The following is a 1,999-nucleotide window of genomic DNA, read 5'->3' on the forward strand; positions in this document are numbered from 1 at the left end:
CGCATTCGTCGCTGGGCTATCGGCCGCCCGCGCCCGTCAGCTACCCGAATCTGGCCTTCCGGCTACCCATGGCCGCCACCATGCAGTAGCCTCTCGATTGGCTCGGTCCAAAATACCGGTCAGGTCACCGCACCGCCGATGATCCGGTTGGTACGGTCCGACAGCGGCGTCTTGTTAATGATCGAGTCGTAGACGGCTGGACTGATGCCGTTGCCCTTGCACCAAGCCTGCGGAAAGATGTGGTGAATGTCGACATTCTCGCCGAAGAACACGGTGTGATCGAATGCCTGGCCCGAGCGAAAATCCTCGGCGCCTTTCCGCATCAGGAGCGCGTTTACGCCCTTGTAGGCCGCTGAAAGGCGCATCCGCATGGTCTTTAGGCGGTCCGCGCGGAAGATCGTCTCGCTGACGGTCGATGGCGCCTTGCCACCCCTTTGCCAATCCGGCACCTCGACGAAGTCGCGGGCGATCCGGGACTCCACAGTCGAGCCGTACAGCTCGCCGAAGACGCCGTTCCAGTACCATTGGAACAGCTTTGTGCGGTTGGCCTCGTGCTCCCAGGCGTCGCCGATATCGGCGAGGATCGTCGCCAGCGGCACGATTTGCGACTGATAGGGCAGATCGAAGATGCGGTAGATGTGCAGCATGTGCAGGAACTTGGCCGCCCGGACGAAGCCGGCTTCCACCTGCGTCTCGTAGCGGATGTAGGCCTCCAGAGGCAGATCGAGCAGGGCCTGGCGATTGCCGGAGACCGCAGGCAGCTCCTTGCCTTCCTTGCCGGCTTCGACCGCCGCTCGACGTCTGTCGCGCGTGTAGAAGAGCGACACCGCCTGCAGGAAATCGGTGTTCGATACCCCGGCCAGGATGCCTTTTTCTGTGTCCGCCAAACGCAAAGTATCCACCAAGCGGCGGTGTCGCCCCTTAGTCTTCTCGTCGCCGTACCAGTCTTTGCGCAGCTCATGGCCGGAGGCCGCGTACATGGCTGTCACCAGCTCGAAGGCATCGAGCGCTTTACCGCCGGTGTTCACCTTCTCAAAGACAACGCAGACCGCCTCCTTCGAGGTCGAGCGATCGAGGGCGATCACCGGCACGCGGTAGTGTTTGAAGTTCTCGAGCACTTCCTTCTTGAAGGTCCGAAAGGCGGCTTTGACGGCCTTGTGCTCGTCACCGGCCCAATACTCATCGAAGCCGTCCTGCCAGCTGTCCCAATCGAACACCTGGCATACCGGGTACATCAGTTGGGCGTATTCCTGCGCCGCCGAGGAGAGATCCAGCTCGCCCGCGCGACCAAAATCGCCGCGTTCAATCCGGTTCTCGGGCATGCCGATGATCGCTTCCTCGCGGTCCGTGTCAGCGTCGAGCGCCTTGCGGATGTCGATGTAGAACCAGCGTTTGACCCGCTTCTTCTTGGGGGTGACGGTCTCGACCACCTTGCCGCGCAGCGTCACTTGGTAGAGCGACGTCATGCGCTGCTGGCCGTCGAGCAGGAGCGATTGCGGAACGACGTCACGCGCTTCCGTTGGAGCGCCCTCGACAGGGCGCGGCTTAAAGTTCACCGGCCCGCCCGTGTCGAGCGACATCAAGGCGCCGATCGGAAAAGCCCGGGAGATCGAGGCGACCACACTCTTGATACGGTCTTCGTCCCACACCCAGCTACGCTGGAAATCCGGGAGCTGCATGACGCCCCGGTGGCAGTCGTCGAGGACCTTCGGTAGGTCCACCGGATTGGTTTGAAACGTCGACCCTGGCATGTCGTTTCCACCCTTGGTTGAGGCGAGTTTTCCCCAATGGCACCTCACACTCAAGCAAAAAGGCCGGAAGCCGGTCGCGCGGGACGTCGGGCGCCCCCCCTCGGGGATTGGCTGTCGCCGATGTGTAGGGCGGTGACAAAACCATCCACTGGAGCGTCGGCGGGGTGCTGATGCGGCCGGGGTAAAAGCCGGCCAGTGGAGAGGCTTCTCTTTCGGGAGGGGCCCAGGATGTTTGCCGTGGAAGTCTA

General features: G+C 62.4%; 1 protein-coding gene. It reads right to left on the bottom strand.

What is annotated here, in order from left to right:
• Positions 1-119: 119 nt before the first annotated feature.
• Complete coding sequence (locus FV223_RS26310) at positions 120-1,751, bottom strand: DUF262 domain-containing protein (protein ID WP_210247527.1); 1,632 nt, start codon at positions 1,749-1,751, stop codon at positions 120-122.
• Positions 1,752-1,999: the final 248 nt, after the last annotated feature.

This window comes from Methylobacterium sp. WL116 (assembly GCF_008039455.1).
Lineage (GTDB): Bacteria > Pseudomonadota > Alphaproteobacteria > Rhizobiales > Beijerinckiaceae > Methylobacterium.